This is a genomic window from Pseudomonas sp. KBN10P06128 (assembly GCF_037574945.1).
GTDB classification, from domain to species: Bacteria; Pseudomonadota; Gammaproteobacteria; order Pseudomonadales; family Pseudomonadaceae; genus Pseudomonas; species Pseudomonas aeruginosa.
This window is the reverse complement of sequence record NZ_JBBELR010000001.1, coordinates 2,822,289-2,848,346: the sequence shown is the minus strand read 5'-3', so window position 1 is coordinate 2,848,346 and position 26,058 is coordinate 2,822,289. Positions and strand designations below refer to the sequence as shown.

18 protein-coding genes and 2 pseudogenes are annotated in these 26,058 nt (G+C 64.3%); 7 read left to right on the top strand and 13 right to left on the bottom strand.

The window, feature by feature from the left end; translation table 11 throughout:
• Position 1 precedes the first annotated feature (1 nt).
• The 8 genes and pseudogenes from tssH to tssA form a co-directional block, all read right to left on the bottom strand.
• Positions 2–2,635: a type VI secretion system ATPase TssH gene (gene tssH, locus VQ065_RS13530; RefSeq protein WP_073660301.1), complete on the bottom strand. Its 2,634-nt coding sequence runs from the start codon at positions 2,633–2,635 to the stop codon at positions 2–4.
• A 6-nt stretch (positions 2,636–2,641) separates the two neighbouring features.
• Complete coding sequence (gene tssG / locus VQ065_RS13525; protein WP_003087607.1) at positions 2,642–3,649, bottom strand: type VI secretion system baseplate subunit TssG; 1,008 nt, start codon at positions 3,647–3,649, stop codon at positions 2,642–2,644.
• A complete protein-coding gene (gene tssF, locus VQ065_RS13520; protein ID WP_003087605.1) occupies positions 3,613–5,400 on the bottom strand; it encodes a type VI secretion system baseplate subunit TssF in 1,788 nt (595 codons plus the stop codon). The genes tssG and tssF overlap by 37 nt, the downstream gene beginning before the upstream one ends.
• Before the next feature lie 159 nt (positions 5,401–5,559).
• Positions 5,560–5,721: pseudogene (locus tag VQ065_RS13515) on the bottom strand (PAAR domain-containing protein); the annotation flags it as partial.
• Positions 5,722–5,731: 10 nt separating this feature from the next.
• Complete coding sequence (gene tssE, locus VQ065_RS13510; RefSeq protein ID WP_003087602.1) at positions 5,732–6,139, bottom strand: type VI secretion system baseplate subunit TssE; 408 nt, start codon at positions 6,137–6,139, stop codon at positions 5,732–5,734.
• Positions 6,140–6,151: 12 nt separating this feature from the next.
• A complete protein-coding gene (gene tssC, locus VQ065_RS13505; protein ID WP_003087596.1) occupies positions 6,152–7,627 on the bottom strand; it encodes a type VI secretion system contractile sheath large subunit in 1,476 nt (491 codons plus the stop codon).
• 27 nt (positions 7,628–7,654) lie between these two features.
• A complete protein-coding gene (tssB, locus tag VQ065_RS13500; RefSeq protein ID WP_003087592.1) occupies positions 7,655–8,161 on the bottom strand; it encodes a type VI secretion system contractile sheath small subunit in 507 nt (168 codons plus the stop codon).
• Positions 8,162–8,196: 35 nt separating this feature from the next.
• The gene (tssA, locus tag VQ065_RS13495; protein ID WP_003087587.1) at positions 8,197–9,753 is read right to left on the bottom strand and encodes a type VI secretion system protein TssA; all 1,557 of its coding nucleotides are present in this window, start codon (positions 9,751–9,753) and stop codon (positions 8,197–8,199) included.
• Positions 9,754–10,450: 697 nt separating this feature from the next.
• On the opposite strand from tssA, the gene VQ065_RS13490 reads away from it, so the two are divergent.
• The 5 genes and pseudogenes from VQ065_RS13490 (at position 10,451) to VQ065_RS13470 (ending at position 19,226) form a co-directional block, all read left to right on the top strand.
• Positions 10,451–10,969: an Hcp family type VI secretion system effector gene (locus tag VQ065_RS13490; RefSeq protein WP_003083317.1), complete on the top strand. Its 519-nt coding sequence runs from the start codon at positions 10,451–10,453 to the stop codon at positions 10,967–10,969.
• A 199-nt stretch (positions 10,970–11,168) separates the two neighbouring features.
• Positions 11,169–13,211, top strand: a complete 2,043-nt coding sequence (locus tag VQ065_RS13485; protein ID WP_023100485.1) for a type VI secretion system Vgr family protein — start codon at positions 11,169–11,171, stop codon at positions 13,209–13,211.
• Positions 13,201–13,941: a DUF4123 domain-containing protein gene (locus tag VQ065_RS13480; RefSeq protein WP_003087580.1), complete on the top strand. Its 741-nt coding sequence runs from the start codon at positions 13,201–13,203 to the stop codon at positions 13,939–13,941. Before VQ065_RS13485 ends, VQ065_RS13480 begins: the two co-directional genes overlap by 11 nt.
• Positions 13,938–18,782: pseudogene (locus VQ065_RS13475) on the top strand (RHS repeat-associated core domain-containing protein). The gene VQ065_RS13480 and the pseudogene VQ065_RS13475 overlap by 4 nt, the downstream one beginning before the upstream one ends.
• Before the next feature lie 9 nt (positions 18,783–18,791).
• Positions 18,792–19,226 (top strand): hypothetical protein, encoded by a 435-nt coding sequence (locus VQ065_RS13470; RefSeq protein ID WP_003087576.1) that lies wholly within the window; start codon positions 18,792–18,794, stop codon positions 19,224–19,226.
• Between the two features lie 361 nt (positions 19,227–19,587).
• Here the strand turns inward: VQ065_RS13470 and VQ065_RS13465 are convergent, their stop codons facing one another.
• Together VQ065_RS13465 and VQ065_RS13460 are read right to left on the bottom strand one after the other, a co-directional pair.
• A complete protein-coding gene (locus tag VQ065_RS13465; protein ID WP_003087575.1) occupies positions 19,588–20,190 on the bottom strand; it encodes a glutathione S-transferase family protein in 603 nt (200 codons plus the stop codon).
• Between the two features lie 55 nt (positions 20,191–20,245).
• Positions 20,246–21,412 carry an aminotransferase-like domain-containing protein gene (locus VQ065_RS13460; RefSeq protein WP_003097818.1) on the bottom strand — a complete coding sequence of 389 codons (1,167 nt, stop codon included), beginning with the start codon at positions 21,410–21,412 and terminating at the stop codon, positions 20,246–20,248.
• Positions 21,413–21,493: 81 nt separating this feature from the next.
• Here VQ065_RS13460 and VQ065_RS13455 point away from each other — a divergent pair, with 81 nt between their 5' ends.
• Positions 21,494–21,970, top strand: coding sequence for a MarR family winged helix-turn-helix transcriptional regulator (locus VQ065_RS13455; protein WP_003097819.1), 477 nt, complete (start codon positions 21,494–21,496; stop codon positions 21,968–21,970).
• A gap of 49 nt (positions 21,971–22,019) precedes the next feature.
• Here the strand turns inward: VQ065_RS13455 and VQ065_RS13450 are convergent, their stop codons facing one another.
• Positions 22,020–22,655: a hypothetical protein gene (locus VQ065_RS13450; protein WP_003087573.1), complete on the bottom strand. Its 636-nt coding sequence runs from the start codon at positions 22,653–22,655 to the stop codon at positions 22,020–22,022.
• 230 nt (positions 22,656–22,885) lie between these two features.
• Here VQ065_RS13450 and VQ065_RS13445 point away from each other — a divergent pair, with 230 nt between their 5' ends.
• A complete protein-coding gene (locus VQ065_RS13445; RefSeq protein WP_003087572.1) occupies positions 22,886–24,082 on the top strand; it encodes a benzoate/H(+) symporter BenE family transporter in 1,197 nt (398 codons plus the stop codon).
• A gap of 6 nt (positions 24,083–24,088) precedes the next feature.
• On the opposite strand, the gene VQ065_RS13440 is transcribed toward VQ065_RS13445, so the two are convergent.
• Both VQ065_RS13440 and VQ065_RS13435 read right to left on the bottom strand, forming a co-directional pair.
• Complete coding sequence (locus tag VQ065_RS13440) at positions 24,089–24,982, bottom strand: bile acid:sodium symporter family protein (RefSeq protein ID WP_003087569.1); 894 nt, start codon at positions 24,980–24,982, stop codon at positions 24,089–24,091.
• 158 nt (positions 24,983–25,140) lie between these two features.
• Positions 25,141–25,902, bottom strand: a complete 762-nt coding sequence (locus VQ065_RS13435) for an SDR family oxidoreductase (RefSeq protein WP_003087566.1) — start codon at positions 25,900–25,902, stop codon at positions 25,141–25,143.
• Positions 25,903–26,058: the final 156 nt, after the last annotated feature.

Below are 26,058 nucleotides of genomic sequence, written 5' to 3'. Positions count from 1 at the left end.
CTCAGGCGAACTCGCAGAGCACGCGGCCGTGCTCGCCCAGCGTCGCATGGACCCGCTCGAGACGCTCGTCGCGCGCCATCGCTTCCAGCAAACGGTCGGCCACCAGCGGCAGCAGGTGCGTGTCCAGCAGGTGGTCGATCAACCGTGCGCCGCTGTCGCTCTGGGTGCAACGCTCGGCCAGGTGATCCACCAGCGCCTGGCTGTAGTCGAAAGCCAGCTGACGGCGGGCCAGACGCTCGCCGAGGCGTTCCAGCTTGATCTCGATCAGCTCGCGCAGTACCGGGCCGCCCACCGGGTAGTAAGGCACCACGCGCATGCGCGCCAGCAGCGCCGGCTTGAAATGCCGGCTGAGCGCCGGCCGGATGGTTTCCTCCAGGAGTTCGGCGGAAGGTCGCGCGCCGTCCTGGCAAAGCGCGGCGATGTGCTCGCTGGCGAGGTTGGAGGTCATCAGGATCAAGGTATTGCGGAAATCGATCTCGCGCCCTTCGCCATCGTTGGCCACGCCCTTGTCGAAGATCTGGTAGAACAGGTTGAGCACGTCCGGATCGGCCTTCTCCACCTCGTCCAGCAATATCACCGAATAGGGCTTCTGGCGTACTGCCTCGGTGAGCATGCCACCCTCGCCATAGCCGACATAGCCGGGCGGCGCGCCGATCAGGCGCGAGACGGTGTGCTTCTCCTGGAACTCGGACATGTTGATAGTGGTGATGAAACGCTCGCCGCCATACAGCAGGTCGGCCAGCGCCAGCGCGGTCTCGGTCTTGCCCACCCCGCTCGGGCCCACCAGCAGGAACACGCCGACCGGCGCATCGGGCTTGTTCAGCCCGGCCGCGGTGGCGCGCATCGCGCGGTCCAGGGCGCTGACCGCCTGTTCCTGGCCACGGATCCGCGCCCGCAGGTCGTCAGCGAACCCCATCACCTTGGCGTTGTGTTCCCGCGCCAGTTGTTCCACCGGTACGCCGGTCCAGGCGCCGATCACCTCGGCAACCAGGCGCGGGCAGACCTCGAAGCTGACCAGCCGCCCCTGGGCCTGGGCATCGGCGAGTGCCTGGCGGGTTTCGTGAAGGGCCTTTTCCAAGGCTTCGACACCGCCATGCTCGTCGGCCGGGAAAGCCTCCGCGTCCGCCTCGCTGCCCTGCTCTTCCCGGTTCGCCTCGCGGGCCCTGGCCAATTGCTGGCGCAGGGCGAGCAGGCGCTCGGCGAGTTCGCGCTGGCGGCTCCACTGGTCCTCCTGTACGTGCCGCTCGCTTTCCGCCTGGGCCAGGCGCTCCTCCAGCGCCTGCAGGGCATCGTGGTCGATCGGCAGGCCTGCCTCGGCATCGCGGCGCAGGGCCTGGCGCTGGCGCTCGCCTTCGGCCAGCTCGCCGCGCAGGCGCTCGAGGCTCTCCGGCGCCGCCGCCAGGCTGATGCGCACCCGCGCACAGGCGGTGTCGAGGACGTCGACGGCCTTGTCCGGCAACTGGCGACCCGCCAGGTAGCGGGCGGACAGTTCGGCGGCGGCCACCACCGCGTCGTCGCGCAGGTAGATACCGTGGCTTTCCTCGTAAACCCGGGCCAGGCCACGCAGGATCGTCACCGCCTCGGCAACGCTCGGCTCATGCAACTGCACGGGCTGGAAGCGCCGGGCCAGCGCCGGGTCCTTCTCGAAATACTTCTTGTATTCGGCCCAGGTCGTCGCCGCGATGGTGCGCAACTCGCCACGTGCCAGGGCCGGCTTGAGCAGGTTGGCGGCATCCGAGCCGCCGGCCTGACCGCCCGCGCCGATCAGCGTATGGGCCTCGTCGATGAACAGGATGGTCGGCCTGGGCGCTGCCTTCACTTCGTCGATGACGCCTTTAAGGCGCCGCTCGAACTCGCCCTTCACGCTGGCACCGGCCTGCAACAGGCCCATGTCGAGGGACAACAGCTCGACGTCCCTCAGCGCCGGCGGCACTTCCCCTGCGGCGATCCGCGAGGCCAGGCCTTCGACGATGGCGGTCTTGCCGACGCCAGCCTCGCCGACCACGATGGGGTTGTTTTTCCGCCGACGGGCCAGGATGTCGACCATCTGGCGAATAGCCCCGTCGCGACAGAGCACCGGATCGAGCTTGCCGTCGCGCGCCTGCTGGGTAAGGTTGTGGGTGAAACGCTGCAACAGGGACTCGCCGCCGCCCGGCTTGCCGCTGGGCGCGCCCTCCAGCGGCTGCGAGAGCGCGAAATCCTTCAACCGCTCGATGTCGAGCCGCGCCAGCAGCGGCTGGTAGCGGCTGCCGGCATAGCGCAACGGGTTGCGTAGCAGGGCCAGGATCAATGCCGCCTGGTCGATCTGGCTACGGCCCAGTTCGAGGTTGGCCAGCAACAGCGCATCCTGCAGCCACTGCACCAGCTCGGGCGCGAACACCGGATTGCGCGAGGCGCTGTGCTCGCCCCGCGCTTGCAACGCGGCGTTGAGTTCGCCGGCGTCCACCGCGGCATCCTGCAGGGCGCGCGCCAGCAGTCCCTGGGGACGCTCCAGCAGGCCCAGCAACAGGTCCTCCACCAGTACCTTGTTGCCGCCACGGGCTACGCAGCGCTCGGCCGAGCCTTCGAGGTCGCGCCGGGTGTCGGCATCCAGCGCCTGAATCAGTTGTTGCAGGTCTACGTTGATCATGCTCATCCATCCTTAATGAATCTTGCTGCCCAGCGTCACCACGCCATCGGCGCGCTCCCGGCCCAGCCAACTGGTCCAGCCAAGGCGGCAGGCGTTCTGCGCGCCGATGCGGAACTCGCGGATTTCCTCGTGGCGCAAGACCAGCCGGATGTCGTAGTCGAGCGGGTCGCGCAGGGTGAAGCGGACCAGCGCGCAAAGCGGCTGGTAGCCGGGACCGATCGGCAGGAACTCGTGGAAGCGCTGCCAGTCGAGCTGGCGGATATGAATGCGGAACTTGCCGCTGCGGTCGCGGACCCGTTCGCCCAGCACCGCGTCTTCGCCAAGCTGGCTGTTGAACAGGCCGAGTCGGTTGCGCTGCTCTTCGAGGATCGCGACGCGCCGTTCGATACACTGCTCGGCGACCAGTTCGGCATGCTTGAAGTAGTAGCGCAGCACCGACTCGATCAAGGCCGCCGAGTGCGCCCGCAGGCTGAGCAGGCCCAGGTAGGGCAGCAGGCGTTTCCAGTTCAGTTCCCTGGCTTTGCGGATCTCTTCCCCGCCCAATCCGACGAGGGCGAACAACTGAGCGGAGAACGCATCGCTCGCACCGCTCTGGAAGCTCACCCGGTAACGGTACTTGCGCCAGATCGGCAACAGCAGCCGATGCAGGCGGTGATGGAAGAGATCGAGGAAGTTCCGCGTAGGATTGCCCTCCTCGCTGTCGCCCAGAGCCTGCTCGCTGTAGAACGCCGGCAACGGCGAACTGGCACCGAACAAGCCGATCAGGTTGAAACGCAGCCGCGCCCGCAGCATGCCGCGCTCTTCGAAGAACTCCACCCGATCGACATCGCTGCCCGGGAAGCCGAGGCTAGGATTGGCCTGGAATTCCAACTGATCGTAGAGCGCCTCGTCTCCCAGGCCGGGATATTCCTCGCGCAGGCGATCCATGACCAGCAGGACCGCCTGGAACAGCGAGTACTCGCGAATGCCCCGGGCCAGCGCGCTTACAGCAGGGGCTGCAAACCCATGCGCGGTTTCCATTGGTACACGTCTCCCTGTGTGCTCCTCACCCGCAACTCGTGGTAGGAGTTGATGCTGGCGTAAAGCGCGAAAAATTCGTTCAGAACCGAAGCGAACACGAACAGGTCGCCCTCGCCGATGTAGCCTTCCGGATCGATCGTCAGCTCGGTACGCAAGCCGCGCAGCGGCAGGCCCCGATGCAGGCGGTCGACATGCTCGTGGCGGACCGCCTTGAGCCCGCCCAGCAGGCGCTTGCTGACCTTCGCCGCATGCTGGTCGTAGTAGCGCGGCAGGTCGTAGGTTTCGAGGATCACCTTGAGCGCGTCGACGTTGGCCAGCGACAGGTAGTTGAGCGACATGTTGCTGATCAGTTTCCAGAGGAAATCGCGGTTCAGCGGCGGCGCGTAGCTCGGCGTCGCCGGGGTGATATTGCGGAAACCGAGGAACTCCGGCGTGCCTTCGCAGGCGACGCAGATATCGCCCAGGCGCAGCCGTTGGGGCAGGTTCTGGTTGGTGCAGGTCAGTTCCACCGACAGCGTCTCGATCTGCTCGGGATGGCGGATGCCGAAGCTCAGGTAGGTGTCCAGGCCATCGTGCAGCAACGAGGTCCGTTGCCGGACGCTGTAGTGGGGCCGTGCTTCGGGAACGTCGAAGCTGGGATCGTGCTCGAAGGACTCGAACGGTACGTAAGCCTGGTAGCCGAGCCCGCCCGGCCGCCAGCCAGTGACGCCTTCTACCGAGAACACCCCGCAGTCCTCCAGGCTGTATTCGGCCGGCATCAGCAGGTACTCGTCCTGCTTGCCGTCGAGGCGGATCGGCAGCGCATCGTGGCGGAACAGGTTGGCCACCGGCGTACAGTACAGCTTGACGTTCTCCAGCGTCGGGTGCAGGCGCTGGATGCCGCTCTTGCGGATATCGAAGCGCAACTCGAGGCCGCGGACCTGCTTGAGGGTTTCCTCGGGCAGCGCGCCGAGCAGGTCCAGGCCATCCACGTCGACGAACAGGAACTTGTCCTGGAACGCGAAGTACTCCTGCAGGTAGCGATAGCCACGGAAGGTATTCAGCGGATAGGGAATCAACGCCTCGTCTTCGGCGAAACCCACCGGCTGCACCCGCTCGCCCGTCAGGCGGAACGACATCGGCTTGCCGGCCACGCCATCCAGCGGCCGCCCATGGGCGTCCAGCGGAATCAGCTGGATGCTCTCCAGGTTGCGCAGCAGGCACAGGTAGAGCATCTGGCTGATGTAGCGCTCGCCGGCCAGGTGCAGGCGCAGCCGACTCAGGCCCAGCTCGCCGAGGTGCCCGTCGCAGTTCATCGCCAGGCGCAGGCCGAGCAGCGCGCCTTCGCCGGTCACCGAATAGTTGAGCGCCTCCAGCACCAGCGGCAGGACCTCGGTGGCGTAGCAGGTACGGAAGCGACAGGCGACCTCGCCCACCGGCCGGCTCTCGACCGGCGTATCGCGCTCCACGCGCAGCGCCCCGCCCGGGCGGGTCAGGGGGTCGAACTGGAGAATGCTGAAAGCCGGCAGCGGGCGCATATAGTTCGGCCACAGCAGGTGCATCATCGAGTGGCTGAGTTCCGGCAACTCGTCGTCCAGCTTCTGCCGCAACCGCCCGGTCAGGAAGGCAAAGCCCTCGAGCAGGCGCTCGACATCCGGATCGCGTCCGACCTGCCCGAGAAACGGGGCCAGGGCCGGGCTACGCTCGGCGAAACGGCGCCCCAGCTGGCGCAGTGCGGTGAGTTCGCTCTGGTAGTAATGATTGAAGGACACGGCCTACCTGCTGGATATCGTTTCACTGATGGCAGTCGTCTGACCGCTGCCGCCAAAACCGCAATGACATTTCTGGCCTGAAGATCGGAAACCCACGGTGTCCGTTGTCTTTCCGTAATCGACCCGATTCGCGCCCATCTCAGAAGACCTCATGGACGAACCAGGCATCGAAGCGCGCCAGGCCGAGGCGTCACCCTGGCGGGCCGCCGCGAGGCCGTCGAAGAACACGTCGGCGGAACCGACGACGATGGGATTGCTGCCGTGCCCGGGGAGCGGACAAGCGGTTGGATCGGAAACGCGGGCTGCGGGTTTGCCGGACATCGAAACCTCCTTAGCTGACCGTCACTTGGCCGCTGCCATCCAGGCATGCGGAGAAACTCACCTGGCGCTTGAAACCTTCCACCTCCAGCAACCCTTCGATGCTGAAGGCCAGGCGGAGCTGGTCGTTGTCGCGCGGCAGGGAAACGACACGCACGTTGCTCAAGCGCGGTTCGTAAGCCTCGATGAAACCTTCGATGGCCGAGCGGGCCTGGCTCAGGGAGTCGTGCAGGCTCAGGCGCATGTCGTTGAGATCGGGCAACCCGTAGTCGGACAGCGTCTGCACGCTGCCCGCCCGGGTGCTGAGCATCTTGCCCAGATGGGCAGCCACCGACGCCATGGCGGAAACCTCGCGGCTCCAGCCGACGCGCTTATCCGCGTCGCCGTTCAGGCGCTCGAACAGGCTGCCGTATCCGGTCATGGAAAGCTCCGCTTACTCTTTGTCCAGCTTGCCGACCAGCGACAGGGTGAAGTCCGCCCCCATGTACTTGAAGTGCGGGCGCACGTTCAGGCTGACGCGGTACCAGCCCGGCTCGCCCTCGACGTCACTGACGATGATCTGTGCAGCGCGCAGCGGGCGACGGCCGCGCACTTCGGCGCTGGGGTTTTCCTGGTCGGCGACGTACTGGCGGATCCACTTGTTCAGCTCCAGCTCGAGGTCGGTACGCTCCTTCCACGACCCCAGCTGTTCGCGTTGCAGGACCTTCAGGTAATGGGCCAGGCGGTTGACGATCATCATGTACGGCAACTGGGTGCCGAGCTTGTAGTTCAGCTCCGCGGCCTTGCCTTCGGCGCTGATGCCGAAGAACTTCGGCTTCTGCACCGAGCTGGCGGAGAAGAACGCGGCGTTGTCGCTGCCCTTGCGCATGGTCAGGGAAATGAAGCCTTCCTCGGCCAGTTCGTACTCGCGGCGATCGGACACCAGCACCTCGGTGGGGATCTTGGTCTCGATCTCGCCCATGCTCTCGAAGTGGTGCAAAGGCAGGTCCTCCACCGCACCGCCGCTCTGCGGCCCGATGATGTTCGGGCACCAGCGATACTTGGCGAAGCTGTCGGTCAGCTTGGTGCCGAAGGCATAGGCGGTGTTGCCCCACAGGTAATGCTCGTGGCTGTTGGCCACGGTCTCCTTGTAGGCGAACGACTTGACCGGATTCTCTTCCGGATCGTAGGGCGTGCGCAGCAGGAAGCGCGGTACGGTCAGCGCCACGTAGCGGGAATCCTCGGACTGGCGGAAGCTCTGCCACTTGGCGAACTGCGGGCCTTCGAAATGATCCTTCAGGTCCTTCAGGTCCGGCAGGCCGGTGAAGCTTTCCAGGCCGAAGAACTTCGGACCGGCGGCCGCCACGAACGGCGCATGGGCCATGCAGGCCACGCTGGAGACGTATTGCATCAGCTTGACGTCGGGCGAACTGGGCGACATGTAGTAGTTGGCGATGATGGCGCCGACCGGCTGGCCACCGAACTGGCCGTATTCGGCGGTGTAGATGTGCTTGTACAGGCCGGACTGCATCACCTCGGGCGAGTCCTCGAAATCGTCCAGCAGGTCCTGCTTGGAAACGCTGAGAATCTCGATCTTGATGTTCTCGCGGAAGTTGGTGCGGTCGACCAGCAGTTGCAGGCCGCGCCAGGCCGACTCCAGCGCCTGGAAATCGGGATGATGGAGGATCTCGTCCATCTGCGTGCTGAGCTTGGCATCGATCTCGGCGATCATCCGGTCGACCATCGCCTTCTTCACCGGCTCGCCGTCGTTCTGCGGCTTGAGCAATTCCTCGATGAAGGCGGAGACGCCGCGCTTGGCGATGTCGTAGGCCTCGTCGTCCGGGCTCAGGCGGGTCTCGGCGATGATGCTGTCGAGAATGTTGTATTCGCCGTTCTGGTTCCGGCCTTGCTGTGCGGCACTGGTGCTCATGTATCTGCTTCCTTGGCTAGGGGTGGCTCAGGCGTCCTGGGAGGGGGCGGCGCTCAGCCCCAGCTCGCCCAGCACACGGCTACGGGACTCGTCGTCGGCGAGTACGCTTTCGATGGCCTTGCGGAACGCCGGGGCGTTGCCCAGCGGGCCCTTGAGGGCCACCAGCGCATCGCGCAACTCCATCAGCTTCTTCAGCTCGGGCACCTGCTCGACGATGCTGGCCGGGTTGAAGTCCTTCATCGAGTTGATCTGCAGCCCCACCGCCAGCTCGTCGCTGCCGCCCTCCTCCTGGAGACGATTGGGTACGCTCAGCGTCAGCCCTAGCTCCTGCTTGGCCAGGACCTCGTCGAAGGTCATCTTGTCGATGCCGATCGGCTTGCGGTCCTCCACCTTGCGCTCATCCCCGCGCTGGGTGTAATCGCCGATCGCCAGTAGCTTCAACGGCAGTTCGATTTCTTCCTGGGCACCGCCGGTGGCGGGCTTGAAAGTGACGTTGATGCGTTCCTTTGGGGCTACCGAGCCTTCTTTGGCCATGGCTTTTTCTCCTTGAGAATTGAGGGCGCGAAGCCCTATTCGAGCACCACCTCGAGATCGAGGTGGCACAGCCTGCGATAAATGTCTTCCTTGCGTTCTCGCACGGCGTGGTTCTGCGGCAACAGCTCGCAGCAGCTATGCAGCAGGTGCAGTACATCCAGCGCCAGATCGGGCTCCCAGGCGTGCAATCCCGATTCGTGCAACTGATGGTCGAGGCTCTCCAGCTGGGTCTTGGCCAGCTCGTACTTCTTCGCCAGGAAGCACAGTCGCGCGAGGCTCAGTTGCCAGAAGAACCGGGCGCGCCCGCCGTGGGCGCGCTTCATGCCCTGCTTCAACACCTGTACCGCCGCCTTCAGGCCGTCCTTGCGCAACACCGGCTGGACCTCGTCCAGGGCGACGTCCCATTCGGCCTGCAGGGCCACGGTCTCGACCTTGCGCGGCGCACTGTCGTTCTGGAGATGGGGCATGACATGGGCGCTGATCCAGCCACGGGTGGCCGCATCGGCGAATGCGCTGCCGTCGTGGAAACGCAGCTCCACCAGCCCCGGCAGACGCTGCAGGAGCAAGGCGAAATGCATTTCGACTTCCCGCATCGCCTGCTCGGCGTTGAGCCCTTGCAGGCACTCCCAGACCAGGCGCTGGCCGTCGAACCAGAACGGCGCCCGTGCCAGGCTCGCCTCCAGCTCCACCAGGAGATCGGCGTACAGGCCCTGGGCGAAACGCTCCTGGTAGCTTTTCAGCTTGTCCGCCGGCACTCCCCTTAGCGCGGTGACCTGTTCGGCATTGCGCTCGGGCATGGACTCGATGGGCAGCCAGAGCATCGTCCGGTTGAGGCGCAGCGCGCGCAGATCGGTGGCTTTCTGCTTCAGCCACCAGGCGCACAGGGGGCGTGCGGCCTCCTGCTGGGCGCGCATGGCCTTGTGGGCGTCGCGCTCGTTGTCGATGGGCGCACCCGGCGCCAGCAACTGGCTGGCCGCCTGCTTGACCTGGGCCACCACGGCGCCGACCACGCCAGGTTCGGGCTGGTTGTCGGCGGCGCGCTGGAGCATGCCCGAAAGGCGTCGGCTGATCGGCAGCAACAAGGGCGCGTCGTCGCCCAGTTGCGTGGCCAGCGCGGTATCGAGTTTTTCCAGGTGCTCGGCGAGACGCCGGAACAGGGGGAGTTGCTCCTTGATCGGTACGTTCTCGTTCAGCGCCTGCTCCAGCCGGGGCACCAGCCAGGCAATGGCCGCGGCGCGAGTGCGCGCCTTGAGCGGATGGATCTCGACCCAATGCCGGCTGCACAGACGTTCCAGCAATCCCAGTCCGGCCAGCAAACCGGGAAAGGATTCCCGTTGGTAGAGGGCCCAGGTCAACCAGGCTGCAACACGCAGGTCCTTGGATTGGGCACGAAGCAGCGCTTCGCTGTTTTCCAGGATTTTCAACCAGTCGGTCTGGCCGTTCTCATGGAGCGAGAGCGCCTTGCCCAGCTCATTTTCCAGCGCCTCGTATTCGCTGGAAAAACGCACATCCTCACCCGCAAAGACATCCTTTGAAATCGGCTGTTCCGCGAGTTCCAGATAATGCGAGGAGAGCTTGCTCGAATAGGTCATCCTAACCCTTCAATGCACACCATGTGCGCCAATGAATATCTTAACAATTCAACTAGTTGGCATAAAAACCGAACGAAAATCCCAATAGTCTGAAGAGCTCTTTGCCTTTTCCATGAAAACAACATAAAAACTGGCAAGCAACAGGACATTCCCTCTTTGGGAATTTTCCTATTCATTGATACGAATCAATGAAAGATTTTCAGCCAAACGTCGGGCGTCTGCGTCCATGCCCTTTACGGCTTGGCTATAGCCATCATAACGACATTGATGGCCATTTGGAAAACCCTACCAAAACAGGTAGTTAACAATTTATAAAAAATAAGGCAGACAACAGTGGATTCCTCTGGAGAGCCTCGAAACATAGGCCTTCCAAGCGGACCAACAGCTGATTTAGAGCGTAATAGCGATTGTGCAAGAAGTTGCACAATGAAAACCAAGAAACACCCCCAATAACAGCCCACAGCCCTTGAAAATACTGGCCTGGACACTACTGCGCAAAAAGTTGCACAGCACTGCGCAACTTCTTGCTCAATTCACTTGTTATTTTTCATTCAAAACGAGACATGGATAACAATTATCCGTCGGATGCGTTTGATTTATAAGGATAGTTAAAACACTGGCATGAGAATTGTTAGGTGAAGTTGCCCGAGGGGTGGTCCAACCCGCGGGATTTCCTACTCACGCAAGGAGAGCATCCATGGCAACCCCCGCCTATATGTCCATCACCGGCACCAAGCAGGGCCTGATCACCGCCGGCGCCTTCACCGAGGATTCGGTCGGCAACACCTACCAGGAAGGCCACGAGGACCAGGTGATGGTCCAGGGCTTCAACCACGAAGTGATCATCCCGCGCGATCCGCAGTCCGGCCAGCCGACCGGCCAGCGCGTGCACAAGCCGGTGGTCATCACCAAGGTCTTCGACAAGGCCTCGCCGCTGCTGCTGGCCGCCCTGACCTCCGGCGAGCGCCTGACCAAGGTCGAGATCCAGTGGTACCGCACCTCCGCCGCCGGCACCCAGGAGCACTACTACACCACCGTCCTGGAAGACGCGATCATCGTCGACATCAAGGACTACATGCACAACTGCCAGGACCCGGGCAACGCCCACTTCACCCACCTGGAAGACGTGCACTTCACCTACCGCAAGATCACCTGGACCCACGAAGTCTCCGGCACCTCCGGCTCCGACGACTGGCGCTCCCCGGTCGCCGGCTGAGCCGCGACCGCCGCACGCGGCCAGCCTTGCTGGCCGTCGTGCCCTCGATGACCCATAGCGCCGTGGTCAGGAAAGCCCGCGCCGGGTCGATGCCGCTTTGTTTGTTGTAGGCAGCTTCCGATCGAGCCTGCGCGCCCTTGTCTCGCCCGCGCCAGGCAGGACAATCGAATCGGTCGCCTGCGCCAGTGAGGGACAACGGATGTTCGCAGCAGCCAACCAGACCCACTTCAGCCTCGCCATCGACGGCCTCGCCCTCGACCTGCAGGTGCTCTCCTTCAGCGGCCGCGAAGCCATCAGCCAGCCGTTCGCCTTCGACCTGGAGCTGGTCGGCGAACGCCCCGTGCCGGACCTCGAAAGCCTGCTGCACAAACCCGCCTTCCTTACCCTCGGGCCCGCCGGCAACGGTATCCACGGCCTGGTGCGCAGCGCCGGACAGGGCGACTCGGGCAAGCGCCTGACCCGCTACCGCATCACCCTCGTCCCGCAACTGGCCTACCTCGCCCAACGCACCAACCAGCGCATCTTCCAGCACCTCACGGTGCCGCAGATCGTCGGCCGGGTGCTGGAGGAACACGGCATCCTCCCCGACGCCTACCGCTTCCAGCTCGGCACCCGCTACCCCGAGCGCGAATACTGCGTGCAGTACGACGAGAGCGACCTGCAGTTCGTCCAGCGCCTGTGCTGCGAGGAGGGCATCCACTTTCATTTCCAGCACAGCGCCACGGCGCACCTGCTGGTGTTCGGCGACGACCAGACGGTGTTCCCGCGGCTCGCGCCGGTGGCCTACCAGCAGGACTCCGGCCTGGTCGCCGACCGCCCGGCGGTCAAGCGCTTCGGCGTACGCCTGGAAACCCGCACCAGCCGCGTCACCCGCCGCGACTACGACTTCGAGAAACCGCGCCTGACGCTGGAAAGCGCCGCCCGCGGCGAAGCCCGGCCGGACCTCGAGGACTACGACTATCCCGGTCGCTTCGTCGACCGCGAGCGCGGCAAGCACCTGGCCAGGCGTGCCCTCGAACGGCAGCGCAGCGACTACCGCCTGGCCGAGGGCCGCAGCGACCAACCGTTGCTGCTCAGCGGCCACTTCCTGCCGCTGGCCGCCCATCCCCAGGCGGGCTGGAACGACCTCTGGCTGCTCACCGAGGTGATTCACGAGGGGCGGCAGCCGCAGGTGCTGGAAGAAAGCATCGTCTCCGACACCTCGGCGAGCCCGGACGACTTCCGGCAGGGTTACCGCAACCGCTTCCAGGCCACGCCCTGGGAGGCGTTCTTCCGTCCCCCGCCGACGCCGCCAAAGTCGCGCATCCTCGGCACGCAGAGCGCGGTGGTGACCGGCCCGAAGGGCGAGGAAATCCACTGCGACCGCTACGGTCGGGTGAAGGTGCAATTCCACTGGGATCGCGAGGGCCAGGCCGACGACAGCAGCAGTTGCTGGTTACGCGTTGCCTCCGGCTGGGCGGGAAAGAACTACGGCGCCATCGCCATCCCGCGGGTCGGCATGGAGGTGCTGGTGACCTTCCTCGAAGGCGATCCCGACCAGCCGCTGGTCACCGGCTGCCTGTTCCACAGGGAACATCCGGTGCCCTACGAACTGCCGGCGCACAAGACCCGCAGCGTCTTCAAGAGCCTCAGCAGTCCTGGCGGCGGTGGCTACAACGAGCTGCGCATCGAGGACCGCAAGGGCCAGGAGCAGATCTTCGTCCATGCCCAGCGCGACTGGGACGAAAACATCGAGCACGACCAGAAGATCCGCGTCGGTCACCAACGCCACGACACCGTGGAGGCGAACAGCTACAGCGAGTTCAAGGCCGAGGAACACCGCACCACCCACGCCGAGCGCAAGGTGGAGGTCCGCGCCAGCGACCACCTCACCGTAGCCAACGACCAGCACCTGAAGATCGCCAGCGGCCAGTTCGTCGAGGCCGGGCAGGAGATCCACCTGAGCAGCGGCCTGAAGGTGGTGCTGGAGGCCGGCGCCGAACTGACCCTCAAGGGCGGCGGCAGCTTCCTCAAGCTCGACGCCAGCGGCGTGACCCTCTCCGGGGCCAACGTCCGGGTCAACTCCGGCGGCAGCCCGGGCAGCGGCAGCGGCGCGGCGCCGCTGTTGCCGGGGCCGCTGCGGCAGGCCGACAGCGACAAGGCCGGCGCCCTCCTCACCCCGGCCCAGATCAATACCCTGAAGCGCAACGCGCCCTTCTGCGAAGAGTGCGAGAAGTGCAAGGACGGTGCCTGTGACCTCTGACGCCCTCTCCCCGCGAACCTGGCTGGCCCGACATCCGCTGCAGGCAGGCGAATGCCTGTACGCGGTCTTCGGCAGCGCCAGCGATGCCGCGCCCCTGCAAGCCTACTACCGGGAAGACAGCCCACCCCCACCGCTCCCTCTCTGGAACGGTACGCCATATGCCGACTGGCAACCGGTGATGCCCTACCTCGCGAAGCTGTCCCCCAGCAGCGTATTCCTCGATTGGGCTGCCAGCGAAAAGTCTCGCGACTGGGGTTGGCTGGCAGTTTCCACCTGGTCGACAGACGCAATCCTAGAGCACCTACGCAGCCTCACCCAGGTACGCATGCCGGATGGCAGCGAAGTGTTCTTCCGTTTCTGGGACGGCCGTCACCTGCTACCGATACTCGCCCACCTCGGCGAGAAAGCGCACGAAGTACTGCCGATGTTCGGCCGTTACCTGATCAATGGCAAAGCACTCGAAACCGGCCAGGGCCATCTCCATGCCGCCCGTCCCTACCCCTGGTGGGAGGTTCCGCGGGCACTGGTCGACACGCTGCATGCCGACGACCCGACTACCGCTATCGACAACCTGCTGCAGTGGCTGCGCGAGAACCACGCAGATCTGTACTTCGCCTATCCCGAGCGAAGCCTGCAATTGCGCGCCAGACGCCTCATCGCGAAAGCCGTCGCCATGGATGAGATCGGCGGCCTGTTGTTGAACCAGTTGGAAAAGGACCTGACCCCATGATCTCGTCGTTCTACGCCATGTTCATGCTGCGCGGAGTGAACGCGAAGCAGCCGGATGCCAGCCAGTTGATCGGCGAATTCAGCTCCGGGGTGCTCAACCGCTATGAGGAATATGCGAACAGTTGGCTCTGGGGCTGGGCACTCGACGTCCAGCAGACCATCGCCCTTTCCGATGGGAACGGCAACGAGTTGACCAGGCTGAAAGCCGACAAGGACGCCAACATCCTCGAAGACGTCGCCTCATGTCCGGTCAACGGTCAACTGAAACTGCTGCATACTTTCGAATCGACCAGTTTCGTGCCCATCGGCAACACGCCTTACGAAATCACTCGGATAGGCAGCAGGACACCGCAGTTCAAGGGCGTACTGGATGCAGATGGGATGGCGAGCATAAGCGGCTGCGCTCCCAATACGCTGTACCAGGTCAAGTTCTACCCAGAGGTAAGCATCCAGGAGATCGACGCGCTCTACCGCTCCTACGACGACGTAATCGCCAAGCTGAACGAATGGCTTCTGGAGCAATGGAACGGCCCGCTTTCCGCCGAATGGAAAAGGCTCGCGCCGGTTGGCGACCGTAGGCGGATGGAGCAGATAACCGACGCCTATCTGGACGGCATGGGCAAAGCGCTGGTCAATCTCTGGGATGATGTGGTCGAGCTGTTCGGCATCCTCGCGAACCTCGACGAGCACGCGGCGAAACTCCTTGAGTTCATCAACGAAGCGGATTTCGAAAAGCTCAAGGCTCAGGCCAAGGAACTCCTCGGTACCGCCTTGCTGATCGCCAGCGACGAACCGCTTCTGTTCATCTATGCCAGCGCCATCGTGTGCTGGACCCAGTTGCTGCCGCCCACGACTGCCGCGGAAATGGTCGCGGAACTCTCCACCGGCCTGCTCCTCGATATTCTGCTCGGCATCATCCTGACCGGCGGAGCCGGTCTCGCCGTTCGCCTGGCCGTCAAGGGCTCGAAAGCGATCAAGGCCTCCGAAGGTGCGATGCTGCTGCGCAAAGCCATGCAGGTGCTGATCGATACCAGCTGTCGGCATTCCCTCCAGTTGCACGCGGAAAAGCTGAAACCTCTGGCCGTCCGCGGTGAAGTGATGGCCAACAGCTCCAACAAGATCACCGCACAGATCCAGAGCACCGCCCAAGGCATCGCCCGCACCGAGCCCGACACCCTGCCGCTGAGCCGAGGAAAGCGCGCGAACACCTCGCTCTCCAGCAGTCAGGCGACGCCCGATGCCTCCGCACCCGGCAGGACGCCCGCCGGCAAACCCGCCGACCAGGCCGCCCAGACCTGCGTCAAGGACTGTCCCGTTTCGATGGTCACCGGCGAGGAGCTGCTGACCCTGACCGACTGCGAGCTGGACGGTCCGCTGCGTTTCGCCTGGACGCGCCTGTACCGCACCAGCGCGGCGGAAATCGACAATGGTCTGGGCTTCGGCTGGAGCCATGCACTCTCCCATCGCCTCGATCGCGACGGCGACGAGCTGGTATGGACCGATCACGAGAACCGCCGGACCCGCTTCCCGATCCCTGACGCCCAGCGCCCGGCGATCACCAACCGACTGTCGCGCGCCGCCATCTACCTCGGCGGCGACCCATCCGAACTGATCCTTGCCCAGGCCGGCGAAAAGCCGCGCTTCTACCACTTCCGCAAAGACCCGGACGGCGCTTACCTGATCGCCATCAGCGACGCCTACGGCAACCGCCTGGAACTGAGTCGCGACCGCCTCGGCCGGCCGCGCCGCCTCAGCCACAAGGCCGGGCGCGCGCTACTGCTGTGCTACCAGGGCAGGCACATCGAGCGCGTCGAGTACCAGGTGTACCAGCCCGCCGATAACCTGGAGGCCTGCTGGCACACCACCCAGGTACTCGCCCGCTACCGCTGCAACGAACGTGGCCAGTTGATCGAAGCCGGAAACGCACTCTACGAGGCCGAACGCTATCGCTACGACGCGCGCAATGTCATCCTCGAGCGCCAGTTGGCCGGCGGCGCCTCGTTCTTCTGGGAATGGGAAGGCGAAGGCAAGCAGGCCCGCGCGGTCCATCACTGGGCCAGCTTCCCGCAGATGGACTCGCGCTACGTCTGGAACGAAGACGGCAGCGTTACCGCGATCAACGCCGACGGCAGCGAGGAAGTCTATGTCCACGACGACAACGCGCGCCTGGTACGCCAGGTCGATCCCGACGGAGGCGAAACCCTCAGGCACTACGACGAGAAGGGCCAACTGGTCGCCGAACGCGATCCGTTGGGAACGATCACCGAGTACCGCTACGACCAGGCCGGACGCTTGGAGGCACTGCTCCCGGCCGAAGGCGAGCCAACCTGCTATAGCTACTTCGACGGCTTCGTGCGCAGCGTGCGCCGCGGCGAGGCGCAGTGGAAGTACGAGCGCAACGCTCAGGGCGACATCACCCGCCAGACCGATCCCGAAGGCAACGTCACCCACTACGCCTACGACCACCGCGGCTGCCTGGTGGAAATCACCCATGCCGACGACAGCCTGCACCAGTTGACCTGGAATCCGCTCGGCCAGTTGATAGAAGAACAGCTTCCGGACGGTAGCGTGCGCCGCTATCGCTACGACACACTGGGTAGACAGATCACCCGCCAGGACGAAAGCGGCGCCATCACCCGGTTCCAGTGGGATGCAGCAGGCCGCCTGAGCCAGATCACCCTGCCCGGTGGCGCCAGCCGCATGTACCGCTACAACGCTTACGGCAAGGTCACCAGCGAGTGCGACGAACAGGGCCGGATGACCCGCTACGAATATCTTGACGACCTGCACCTGGTCAGCCGGCGGATCAACCCGGACGGCAGTCAGCTGCGCTACCGCTACGAAAACGCCCGGCTACTGCTCAGCGAGATCGAGAACGAACGCGGCGAACGCTATCGCCTCGATTACCACGGCAACGGCCTGATCAGCCAGGAAACCGGCTTCGACGGCCGCCGCACCGCCTATCGCTACGACCTCAAAGGCCAGCTTCTGGAGAAAACCGAGTACGGCGACGACGGCAGCGAACTGCGCACCACCTACCAGCGCGACAGTACCGGGCGCCTGCTGGCGAAGACACTGCCCGACGGCAATCGGGTCGACTACCGCTACGATACGCTCGGACGCCTGGTCGCCGTCGACGACGGCACCTGGCCGCTGGCCTACGAATACGACCTACGGGACCGCCTGGTCCCGCGAGCACCAGGGCTGGGCCACCCTTCACTACGCCTACGACGCCCTCGGCCAGTTGATCCACTGCCGACTGCCCGACGGCAACCGCGTCGACTACCGCTACCAGACCGGCGGCACCCTCTCGGCAATCGATCTCAACGGCCAGTCCCTGACCCGGCACCAGTTCGGTAGCGGTCGCGAACGCCAGCGCCAGCAGGGCGAACTGCTCAGCCAATACCACTACGATGAGCAGGGCCGCCTGCTGGCCCACCAGGTCAGTCAGCGGCAGCGCCATCTCTACCAGCGCCAGTACCGCTATGACGCTAGCGGCAACCTGGCCGCCATCGAGGACAGCCGCAAGGGCATTCGCAGCTTCCACTACGACCCGCTGGACCGCCTGCTCGGCGTACGCGGTGAAACCCCGGAAAGCTTCGTGCACGACCCGGCCGGCAACCTGCTCGCCCAGGGCGGGCAATTCGACGCGCGACAGATGGAGGTTCGCGGAAATCGCCTGCTGACGCAGGGCGACCGGCATTTCGACTACGACGCCCACGGCAATCTCGTTCGCGAACGCCGCGGCACCGGGCAGAAGCTGGTCACCGAATACAGCTACGACTGCCAACACCGCCTGATCGGCGTTAGCCTACCGGACGGGCGCCAGGTCGTCTACCGCTACGACGCCTTCGGCCGACGCATTGCCAAGCAGGTCGACGGGCGCAATACCGAGTTCCTCTGGCTCGGCGAACGCCTGCTCGCCGAGAGCGGCGACCGGCACTACCGCACCTATCTCTACGAACCCGACAGCTTCCGCCCGCTGGCCCTGCTCGACGGCGAAGGCCCGGAACAGGTCGAACCCTGCTACTACCAACTCGACCACCTCGGTACCCCGCAGGAACTGACCCGCGCCGATGGCCGCCTCTGCTGGTCGGCGCGCTACCGGGCTTACGGCAATGTGCTCAAGCTGGACATCGCCGAAGTGGATAACCCACTGCGCTTCCAGGGCCAGTATTTCGACGCCGAGACCGGGCTGCACTACAACCGCCATCGCTACTACAATCCAAGCACGGGACGCTACCTGACCCCTGATCCGATCAGGCTGGCAGGTGGGTTGAACAGCTACCGGTACGTGCCGAATCCGACGGGGTGGGTGGACCCGTTGGGGCTGGCCTCAAATAAAACTCGCTGTCCCGAAGCATTAGACAATAATCCCCGCAAAGGGATTAACTCCACATCCGGCAGCAAAAAGCCGGCAGGACCAATCGTAGAGCTGGATGCGCAGGGAAACGAGATTTACTACCGAACACTAAGCGAGCAGCACCTTGAGATACTGAGGAACAACTTTGAAGTACCTCCGACGAGTGAGACCTTCATCTCCCCGCTACAATCCTACTCCCAAGAGTATGATGGGAAATAGTAAGACTTACAGCCAGTCCAGGCACCATGAATGAGCTGTCTAAAATTGGAGTAACTGCAAATTCCGGAACCGGCCTATTGCTTCCAGATCTCCCTCCCGCCCGAAAGGGCTGGAAACAGAACAATGCACTATTCAAACTCGAAGCACTAAAAAAGCCAACGATAAATGAAGGAGGCGGCGTTATCAACACTGGCCTTGGGGATGGAAAAGCCCTAGAGATTTTCAACAAGAACCTAATAGACTTCGAAGTAATAGACTAGAGAAACCTCATGAAAACCATTTACAACTTCAAACAGCGTATCAAAGAAGACCCCGAGTACATTCGAAAAGCCCATGAACTCACTTTGAATACAACGAAGCCTAAAGCTGGCCTTAAAGGGACTTATGGACTACTGGGCTCAAAGGAATGGTGGGACAATCTTGAAAACGGATCAATTCCACAAAAAGAAATTTCCGGAACCATAAAGAAAGTATATTTAACGGGGCAAGACAACACCGAAGATTTCAACACGATAGATATAGAAACAGAAAACAAAACCCTCTGCACGGAGGGCACTTACACAAACAAGAATACCGACAGAAAGCATTACGAAGCAGGAAAAAAAATCACCATAAAATATGCTTTCGACCCACTAAAAAAGCCCAAGCCAAATGGAGACATCGACTATTCAAGAATAGTTGTTGAGATATTAATATCCGAATAACTGAAAATCAGCCTTAGGGAAGGTTATATAAAAAACCAAAAGACAGAAGCAAATGAACCCCCCTATCCATGGGAATCATACATCGGAAAGTTGACATGTTCTTTTCTCGAATAAACAGAAAAGCTGGAGGATGCCAGCGAACCAGGATCGCTCCGACGAAACGCTAGCAAAGCACCATGAGCAAGTATGAATCCAGCTGAGATAACGCACACTTACTCATGACCTGGCCCAACACTGCCGGGAATTTTCCCTGGCTCAGGAAGTTCACGCATCTTGCCCAATGAGTGGAAATTTCGCTCTACCCGAAATTCCCGCTCATGACAGAAATCACTGCCTCGCCAACCGCTGATCGAAGCTCCCCTCAATCCAGCATCCCCACATACCCCGGCACCTCCCCCACTCGCTTGATCCACGCGCGGATCGCCGGGTAGGCCGTCAGGTCGAAGCCGCCTTCATGGGCGACATGGGTGTAGGCGTAGAGGGTGATATCGGCGATGGAGAACTGTTCGCCGACCAGGAATGGCGTGCGCGACAGCTGTTTCTCCATGACGTCGAGGGCCTTGTAGCCGCCGATCTTCTTCTCTTCGAACTCGGCGCGGCGGGCTTCCGGGAGGCCGAGGTAGAGCTTGATGAAGCGCGCCACGGCCACATAGGGCTCATGGCTGTATTGCTCGAAGAATTGCCATTGCAGCACCTGGGTGCGCAGGCGCGGTTCGCTGGGCAACAGGGTGCTGCCGTCGGCGAGGAAGTTGAGGATGGCGTTGGACTCCCACAGGCAACTGCCGTCCTCCAGCTCCAGCACCGGTATCTTGCCGTTGGGGTTCTTCGCCAGGAACTCCGGGGTCTGGGTCTCGCCCTTGAGAATGTCCACCGGAACCCACTGGTAGTCGATGCCGAGCAGCGACATGGCCAGCTTGATCTTGTAGCAGTTGCCCGAACGGTAATCACCGTAGACCTTGTACATCGTGTCGCTCCTCGGATCGAATGGCCGGCGCCCTCGGAGGAGCGCCGATGAGGGTTCAGGCCGCTTCGGCGGCCTGGGCGTCGCGGACGACCTTGGCCAGGCGCCGCAGGCCTTCGTGCAGGCGCTCCGGGGCGACGTGGCTGAAGTTCAGCCGCAGACGCCCGAGGTTCTGCTCCGGCTCGGCGAAGAAAGGTTCGCCGGGCATGAATGCGACATCGGCGGCCAGCGCCGGCTGGAGCAGGGTGCGGGTATCCAGCGGCTGCCTGAGGGTCAGCCAGAAGAACAGCCCGCCCTCCGGGATATTCCATTCGGCCAGCTCGCCGAAGTGCTCCAGCAGGGCCTCCTGCATGGCGTCGCGGCGGACCCGGTAGAACTCGCGCAGCTCGGCCAGGTGCTGGCGGTAGGCCTCGCTGCCGAACCATTGCAGCGCCTGCCACTGCCCTACCCGGTTGGTATGCAGGTCGGCCGACTGTTTCAGCCGCAGCAGGTGCGGGAACAGGTCCGGGGTGGCGATCAGGAAACCGACGCGCAGGCCCGGCAGCAGGGTCTTCGACACCGTGCCGGTATAGATCCAGCTGGACTTGCGCAGGCGGCTGACCAGCGGGGTTGCGCGGCCCTCGTCGAACACCAGTTCGCGATAGGGTTCGTCTTCGATCAGGGTCACGCCGAATTCGTCGAGCAGCGCCGCCACCGCGTCGCGGCGTTCCTCGCTGTAGCGCACGCCGGACGGATTCTGGAAAGTCGGGATCAGGTAGGCGAAGGCCGGCTTGTGTCGCTCCAGGCGCTGCCGCAGGGCAACCAGGTCGGGGCCCTCGGCACCCAGCGGCACGGTCACGCAATCGGCGCCGAACAATTGGAAGGCCTGTAGCGCGGCGAGGTAGGTCGGCGCCTCGAGCAGCACCTCGGTGCCCGGATCGATGAACAGCTTGCTGGCCAGGTCGAGGGTCTGCTGCGAACCGCTGACGATCAGCACCTGGCTCGCCTCGCAGGGGACGCCGAGGGCACGCGCTTCGGCGGCGATGGCTTCGCGCAGGGCAGGCTCGCCTTCGCTCATGCCGTACTGGCCCATGGAGGCCGGCATCTGCTCCCACTGCACCTTCGGCAGCATCGGCTCGGCCGGCAGCCCGCCGGCGAACGACATCACCTCCGGACGCTGCGCCGCGGCAAGGATTTCGCGGATCAAGGAGCTTTTCAGGCGGGAGATGCGTTCAGAGAAGGCCATGGGATCACCGGTAGCGTAGGCGGGGAAAAATGAGTCAAACTGCTTGACCGAAACTACGATGCCGCACCCGGAAGCGTCAATATGCCTGACCTGAAAAACCACGCCGTCCAGCAGCAGGCCATGATGGAAGCCTTCTTCTTCGCGTACCAGGCCTTCACCACCAAGCCTGACGAGATGCTCGCCCGCCGCGGCCTGGGTCGCGTGCACCACCGCGTGCTGTTCTTCATCGCCCGCTATCCGGGCCTCAGCGTGAAGGAACTGCTGGCCCTGCTCGGCGTGACCAAGCAGGCGCTGAACATCCCGCTGCGCCAGTTGCTGGAGATGAACCTGATCGGCAGCGCCACCGCCGACGACGACAAGCGCAAACGCCTCCTCGGCCTCACCGCCGAGGGCGTGCGGTTGGAAAAGGCGCTGCGTCGCGAGCAGTCGCGGCTGCTCCAACGCTGCTTCGAGGAAGCCGGCGGCGAAGCGGTCTCCGGCTGGCTGGCGGTCAATCGCACCCTGGCTCGGGCGCATGCAGGCAGCCGCGGCGAAGCGGCGACGGAGGCCGCCGACTGACGCCCATGGGCCTGGCGCCTGGACGCTCGGCAAGCCGACCGGCTGCCCGCTAGCCCCGCTCCAGCTCCCGCGCCGCGCGCCAGCAGGCCAGCGCCATGGCCAGGGTGGCGGCCAGCAGCGGCAGTACCGCCAGCACCAGCAACAGCACCGAAGCCAGCATCGCGCCGCCGGCGATGTCCAGCCAGGCCATGATCCGCAGCGACGGATAGAGGTTTTCCTGCTTGAGCAGACGCAGGCCCAGCCAGAGGGTGGTAGCGCCGATCAGCGCAAGCAGCGCGAAGTACACCAGCGCCTGCCAGTTCCAACCCTGCAGCGCATCGTCGGTAACCGCCAGCAGGCTCCAGCCCTCGCCCAGCAGGGTCAGGAGAATCGACAACCATACCGGCCAGGCCAGCGAGGGGCCGCGAAAGCGCGACTCGACCAGGTGCTTGAGCCGCAGCAGCAGGTAGGCGCCGAGCAGGCTGAGGAGCAGGCCCAGCCAGTCGGCGTAGACCCCGAACGCGGCGCCATCGCCGAATGCCTCCAGCAGGCTGAGCACCATCAGCACCACGCCGCCGGCTATCGAGGCCAGGCAGAGCCAGGCGAGGATGCGCAGTTGCGCGGGCGTCCAGCGCCGGCGGAAAGCATCCGGTATGCCCTGCTCGACCAATTCGACACGCGGCGTGGCGTAGGGGTTTGCATCCATGGCGAAGCTCCTCGGCAAATGCCGGGAAGTTACCAGCTCCGCCAGCTTCCGGCAGCTGCGACTGTATGGCCAACTATGTCCGCGGCTGTACCGGGACAGCCCCTGGCCGGCTGTTTAGGCTGCGCAAAACAGAAAAAGATGATCGGCACTCCGCGCCTCGCGCAACCTGCCCCGTGGCTCCGCCCACCGCCGTGCCCGGTCGTCCCGCACACTCCATGGAAGTACCCGGCATGACCGAAACCACCCAGCCCCAGCCTCGTCTGCGTCCGTTCGCCGACTCCTCTCCCGCCGCCGTGGTGGCCGGCTTCGTCGCCATGCTCACCGGCTACACCAGCTCGCTGGTACTGATGTTCCAGGCCGGGCAGAACGCCGGTCTCAGCAGCGCGCAGATTTCCTCGTGGATCTGGGCCCTGTCGATCGGCATGGGCCTGGCGACCATCGGCCTGACCCTGCGCTACCGGGTGCCGATCGTGATCGCCTGGTCCACCCCCGGCGCGGCGCTGCTGATCAGCAGCCTGCCCGGAGTGCCGTACAGCGAGGCGATCGGCGCCTTCATCGTCTGCGCCCTCCTGATCACCCTGTGCGGCGTCACCGGCAGCTTCGAACGCCTGATGCGCCAGGTTCCCTCCTCGCTGGCCTCGGCGCTGCTGGCCGGGGTGCTGTTCCGCATCGGCATCGAGATCTGCAACGCCGCCGAGCAACAGACCCTGCTGGTGCTGGCGATGTTCTTCAGCTATCTGCTGTGCAAACGCTTCTCGCCGCGCTATGCGGTGTTCGCTGCGCTACTGGTGGGGGTGCTGCTGGCCGGGATACTGGGCCAACTGGACTTCAGCAGGTTCCGCCTGGAACTGGCGGTACCGGAGTGGACCACGCCGAGCTTCTCCCTGGCCGCCACCATCAGCATCGGCATCCCGTTGTTCATCGTCGCCATGGCGTCGCAGAACATGCCCGGCATCGCCGTGCTGCGCGCCGACGGCTACCAGGTGCCGGCCTCGCCGCTGATCTCGAGCACCGGCATCGCCTCGATCCTGCTGGCGCCGTTCGGCTCCCACGGGATCAACCTGGCGGCGATCAGCGCGGCGATCTGCACCGGTCCCTCGGCCCACGAGGACCCGCACAAGCGCTATACCGCGGCGCTCTGGTGCGGCTTCTTCAACTGCGTCGCGGGAACCTTCGGCGCCACCCTGGCAGCGTTGTTCGCGGCGTTCCCCAAGGCACTGGTGCTGTCCATCGCCGCTATCGCCCTGCTCGGCTCGATCATGAACGGCCTGGCCAACTCGATGGCCGACGAGCGCCAGCGCGAGGCCGCGCTGGTGACCTTCATGGTCACCGCCTCCGGCTTCACCCTGCTGTCCATCGGCTCGGCGTTCTGGGGCCTGGTGGCCGGCCTGCTGACTCAGTTCGTGCTCAACTGGCGGCGCGGCTGACCGACCTCAGTCCGGCGCCGTCACGGGCGCCGGCGCGGCCTGGTGGCCACGGCTGACCCACCAGCCGAAGGCCGCCGCGGTGAAGAACATCAACACTCCGTAGATCGCCGGCGGAATCGCCATGGTGCTGTTGTTCAGCAGGCTCGGACTCAGCGCCAGGGCGATCGCCAGGGTGCCGTTGTGGATGCCGATCTCCATGCCGATGGCCACCGCCTGGGCCTTCGGCAGGCGCAGCAGGCGCGGTACCCAGTAGCCCACCGCCAGGCTCAGCAGGTTGAAGGCCAGCGCGGCCAGCCCGACCACCGGCGCGTAGGTGACGAAGGTCTGCCAGTCCTTGGCCAGCGCCAGCAGGATGATCACCAGCAACAGCAGCGCGGAAAGGATCTTCACCGGCTTCTGCAGCCGATCCGCCACGGCCGGCAGGCGGTTGCGCACCAGCATGCCGATGGCCACCGGGCCGAGGACGATGACGAACACCTGCATGACCTTGCCGAACTGCAGGGGAATCGCCTGCCCGTCGCCCATGAAGTATTGCAGCGACAGATTGACGATCAGCGGCATGGTGAGGATGGCGATCACCGAGTTCACCGCGGTCAGGGTGATGTTCAGTGCCACGTCGCCATGCGCCAGGTGGCTGTAGAGGTTGGCGGTGGTGCCGCCGGGCGAGGCCGCCAGCAACATCATGCCGACCGCCAGGGCCGCCTCGAGGGCGAAGCCCTGGACGATCAGGAAACAGGCCATGGGCAGCAGGACGATCTGGCACACCAGGCCGACCAGCACCGGCTTCGGGTAGCGCACCACGCGGAGGAAGTCGGCCGGGGTCAGGGACAGTCCGAGACCGAGCATGATGATGCCCAGGGCGATGGGGAGGAACAGGGTCAGGATGGGATCGGCGGTCATTATTGTTATTGCTCCGATGCGATGGAGACGGGCTCAGGCCCCGGATTCTCGACCCAGGTTAGTCCCCCGGCAGTGGCCTGGCGCGCCAAACCGCGCGCCGACCTGTAACAGAATGCGAATGCCCCGCGCCGGGGCATCCCGATTGTATCGCCGCCCGCTCAGATCGCCGTCGCCCCGCCGTCCACCGGCAAGGCGATACCGGTGGTGAAGCCCGCGTTGTCGCTGCACAGGTAGAGCACCGCGGCGGCGATTTCCTCGACCCGTCCGACCCGACCCAGCGGATGCATCGCGGCGGCGAACTCGGCCTTGCGCGGATCGGCCTCGTAGGCGCGGCGGAACATGTCGGTGTCGATCACCGCCGGACACACGGCGTTGACGCGGATGCCCTTCTTCGCGTACTCGATCGCCGCCGATTTGGTCAGGCCGATCACCGCGTGCTTGGAAGCAGCGTAGATGCTCATCTTCGGCGCCGCGCCGAGCCCGGCGACCGAGGCGGTGTTGACGATCGCGCCGCCGCCCTGGGCCAGCATCAGCGGGATCTGGTGCTTCATGCACAACCAGACGCCCTTCACGTTGACAGCCATGATGGCGTCGAACTCGGCTTCGTTGCCGTCGGCCAGCTTGCCCTGCTCGATCTCGATGCCGGCGTTGTTGAAGGCGTAGTCGAGACGGCCGTAGGCCGCCGCGCAACCCTCGACCAGCGCCTTGACCTCGGCGTCGCGGGTGACGTCGCAGCGAATGAAGAGGGCTTCGCCACCTGCCTGGCGGATCGCCTCGACCGTGCCCTCGCCGCCGGCGCTGTCCAGATCGGCGACCACCACCTTGACCCCGGCGGCGGCGAAGGCCAGCGCGGTAGCGCGGCCGATGCCCGCCGCACCGCCAGTGACCAGTGCGACCTGGCCGGAAAGAAGTTTGCTCATCTGCTGCTCCTCGGAAAATCGCCTTCCGCCAACCGCGACGGAACCGGGCCGCGCCAGTCTAGCCAGGGCCGGCGCAAGGCATAGCACTATCAGGGGACTGGAGGATGGGCCATCCAGCCCGCTGATAAGACTGATGGCGGCGAATCATCGGCATAG

Bases quoted from the DNA above. Each gene is read 5' to 3' on its own strand.
- tssH (WP_073660301.1), bottom strand. From the start codon at position 2,635: ATGAGCATGATCAACGTAGACCTGCAACAACTGATTCAGGCGCTGGAT.
- tssG (WP_003087607.1), bottom strand. From the start codon at position 3,649: ATGGAAACCGCGCATGGGTTTGCAGCCCCTGCTGTAAGCGCGCTGGCC.
- tssE (WP_003087602.1), bottom strand. From the start codon at position 6,139: ATGACCGGATACGGCAGCCTGTTCGAGCGCCTGAACGGCGACGCGGAT.
- tssC (WP_003087596.1), bottom strand. From the start codon at position 7,627: ATGAGCACCAGTGCCGCACAGCAAGGCCGGAACCAGAACGGCGAATAC.
- tssB (WP_003087592.1), bottom strand. From the start codon at position 8,161: ATGGCCAAAGAAGGCTCGGTAGCCCCAAAGGAACGCATCAACGTCACT.
- tssA (WP_003087587.1), bottom strand. From the start codon at position 9,753: ATGACCTATTCGAGCAAGCTCTCCTCGCATTATCTGGAACTCGCGGAA.
- VQ065_RS13490 (WP_003083317.1), top strand. From the start codon at position 10,451: ATGGCAACCCCCGCCTATATGTCCATCACCGGCACCAAGCAGGGCCTG.
- VQ065_RS13485 (WP_023100485.1), top strand. From the start codon at position 11,169: ATGTTCGCAGCAGCCAACCAGACCCACTTCAGCCTCGCCATCGACGGC.
- VQ065_RS13470 (WP_003087576.1), top strand. From the start codon at position 18,792: ATGAAAACCATTTACAACTTCAAACAGCGTATCAAAGAAGACCCCGAG.
- VQ065_RS13465 (WP_003087575.1), bottom strand. From the start codon at position 20,190: ATGTACAAGGTCTACGGTGATTACCGTTCGGGCAACTGCTACAAGATC.
- VQ065_RS13460 (WP_003097818.1), bottom strand. From the start codon at position 21,412: ATGGCCTTCTCTGAACGCATCTCCCGCCTGAAAAGCTCCTTGATCCGC.
- VQ065_RS13455 (WP_003097819.1), top strand. From the start codon at position 21,494: ATGCCTGACCTGAAAAACCACGCCGTCCAGCAGCAGGCCATGATGGAA.
- VQ065_RS13450 (WP_003087573.1), bottom strand. From the start codon at position 22,655: ATGGATGCAAACCCCTACGCCACGCCGCGTGTCGAATTGGTCGAGCAG.
- VQ065_RS13445 (WP_003087572.1), top strand. From the start codon at position 22,886: ATGACCGAAACCACCCAGCCCCAGCCTCGTCTGCGTCCGTTCGCCGAC.
- VQ065_RS13440 (WP_003087569.1), bottom strand. From the start codon at position 24,982: ATGACCGCCGATCCCATCCTGACCCTGTTCCTCCCCATCGCCCTGGGC.
- VQ065_RS13435 (WP_003087566.1), bottom strand. From the start codon at position 25,902: ATGAGCAAACTTCTTTCCGGCCAGGTCGCACTGGTCACTGGCGGTGCG.